This is a genomic window from Brevundimonas sp. (assembly GCF_041911375.1).
Lineage (GTDB): Bacteria > Pseudomonadota > Alphaproteobacteria > Caulobacterales > Caulobacteraceae > Brevundimonas.
This window is the reverse complement of record NZ_JAYRPA010000017.1, coordinates 1-2,071: the sequence shown is the minus strand read 5'-3', so window position 1 is coordinate 2,071 and position 2,071 is coordinate 1. Positions and strand designations below refer to the sequence as shown.

Here is a 2,071-nt window from a genome sequence, read left to right as displayed (position 1 = left end):
GCACGCTGTCGCCGCCCTGGCCGACGATGCGCACCGGCCGGGCGGCGAAGCGCACGTCGGCATCGTCGCCGGCGGCCTGGACGAAGACCCAGGTCTTGCCGTCGTGGCGCGCCAGGGCGGCGGCCGGCAGCCGCTGGTGCCCGGCGGGCGGGGTGGCGATCTCCGCCTCGACCACCTGGCCGGCATGCAGCGCGTCGGCGCCCTTATCGACCTCGGCGCGCAGCAGGACCGTCTGGCTCGCCGGGTCGACCGTGCGGCCGATGGCGATCAGCTTGCCGCCGATGTCGCGCCCGGCGACCCGGATCGCCATGCCTTCGCGGAGACCGGCGGCGACGTCGAGCGGCACCTGGATTTCCAGCCACAGCGGCGACAATCTGGCGATGCGGTAGATCATCGCCGACGCCTCGACGCGCTGGCCGAGCTGGCCGCCCTGTTCGAGCACGACGCCGTCGATCGGTGCGGTCAACGCCAGCGCAGGGCCCAATTTGCCCGGCGCGATACCGGCCAGCGCCAGGCCTTGCTGGCGTTCGCTGGCCTGGGTGGCGGCCTGGGTAGCGGCGGCGCGCGTCGCCTGCAGGCGCGATTCGGCGATCAGGCCTTCGGCGAACAGTTGCTGGTCGCGCTTCAGGCTTTGCTGCAGCAGCGCCGACTGGCTGCCGGCCTGCAGCGCCTCGCGCTGCAGTTCCAGCGCCTGCGGGCTGGCCAGGCGGGCCAGCACCTGGCCTTTCTTGACCGAAGCGCCGGGGGCGACGGCGAGCATTTCGAGCATCCCGCCGACCGGCGCGGCGACGACGCGCATCTGTTCGTTGGGTACCAGCACGCGGGCCGGATAGACGCCCTGGCGTTCCGTGTCGGCCTGGCCGACGACCGCCGTCTCGATCCCCAGCGCCCGGATCTGGGCGGCCTGCAGGCGGAGGGGCTCGCCGGCGCCGGCGGCACCGGCGGACAAGGCGACCAGAAACGCGGCAAGACGGGTAAGGCGGAAGGCAACTCGGGGCATGGCGCGACTCGCGAAGGGGCAGGCGCCGAGTCTATTTCGCCCAGATTAACGCTTCCTTAACGGGGGGCGGCCCGGGGCGTGGTCCCGGTAAGCGACAGTCGCGCCGGTTGCCGGGAATACGCCCTACGGATTCCTGCCGAATTTCAGCAGCTTGCGGAACAGCCGTGGCCAGATGGCGGGCGTCGGCCGGGGCAGGTCGCGGCTGACGATCCTGACGCCTGCGTCCTCGTTGCTGGTGTCGACCATGAAGCCGTGGGCGCGCGCAAGCTTGAGCATGGCGCGGTTGTCGGCGAGGACGTAGCCGTCCATCTGGTGCAGGCCGCGCCGCGCCGCCTCGCGGATCAGGGTGCGCAGGATCCGGTGGCCAAGGCCCTGGCCCTGCCAGGGGTCGCCGATCAGGACCGAGAACTCGCAGCGCCGGCCGTCGGCGCAATGGACGAAGCGGCCGCCGGCGATCGGGATTTCGCGGCCCCTGTCGGGGCGGACGACGACCACGGCGAACTCGCTGGCGAGGTCGAAATCGGTCAGCCGGCGCACCGTCTCGTCGGAAAACTCCCTGACCGCGGAAAAGAAGCGGTTGCGCCTGGTTTCGCTGGAAAGCCTGCCGAGCGACTCCTTGACCAGCGGCGCATCGCTCTTCAGCATCGGCCGCAGGGTCAGCCGGGTGCCATCGGCGCTTCGCCAGTGCTGAGGCTTCATGTCTGGTCCCGGTGGCGACGGTCCGCTGGGTTGGGCCGCGTTCGCCTCATACTCGCAGCAACGCGATCTTCAGCGGCGCCTGCCCGTCGTGGCTGGGGAAATCGCCCTCCGGCGCGATCCATTCCAGGTCGCGGATGCTGTGCCCGACCTTCCTGGCGCAGCGTTCGAGCTGATCACTCCAGGTTTCGCGCGAAATCTGCGCCGCGTTGTTGCAGCAGATCAGCGTGCCGCCCTCGGCCGTGCACAGTAGCGCCGGCTTCATCAGCGCCGCGTAGTCGTTGACGATGTCGACGACGCCGAACGGGCTCTTGGCGTAGCGTGGCGGATCGAGGTATACGAGGTCGAAGGTCCGCGGCTCCAGCTTGGGGAAGG

The 2,071-nt window shown here is 70.8% G+C and carries 3 protein-coding genes; all 3 read right to left on the bottom strand.

What is annotated here, in order from left to right; translation table 11 throughout:
- The coding region (locus ACE3PU_RS02490) for an efflux RND transporter periplasmic adaptor subunit (RefSeq protein WP_374386315.1) at positions 1-949 on the bottom strand (949 nt) is incomplete at its 3' end.
- A 174-nt stretch (positions 950-1,123) separates the two neighbouring features.
- A complete protein-coding gene (locus ACE3PU_RS02485) occupies positions 1,124-1,699 on the bottom strand; it encodes a GNAT family N-acetyltransferase (RefSeq protein ID WP_153147326.1) in 576 nt (191 codons plus the stop codon).
- 46 nt (positions 1,700-1,745) lie between these two features.
- Positions 1,746-2,071 (bottom strand): hypothetical protein (locus tag ACE3PU_RS02480; RefSeq protein WP_374386312.1); only part of this gene is annotated, 326 nt, incomplete at its 5' end.

Excerpts from the sequence above, each read along its gene's own strand:
- ACE3PU_RS02485 (WP_153147326.1), bottom strand. The coding sequence starts at position 1,699 with ATGAAGCCTCAGCACTGGCGAAGCGCCGATGGCACCCGGCTGACCCTG.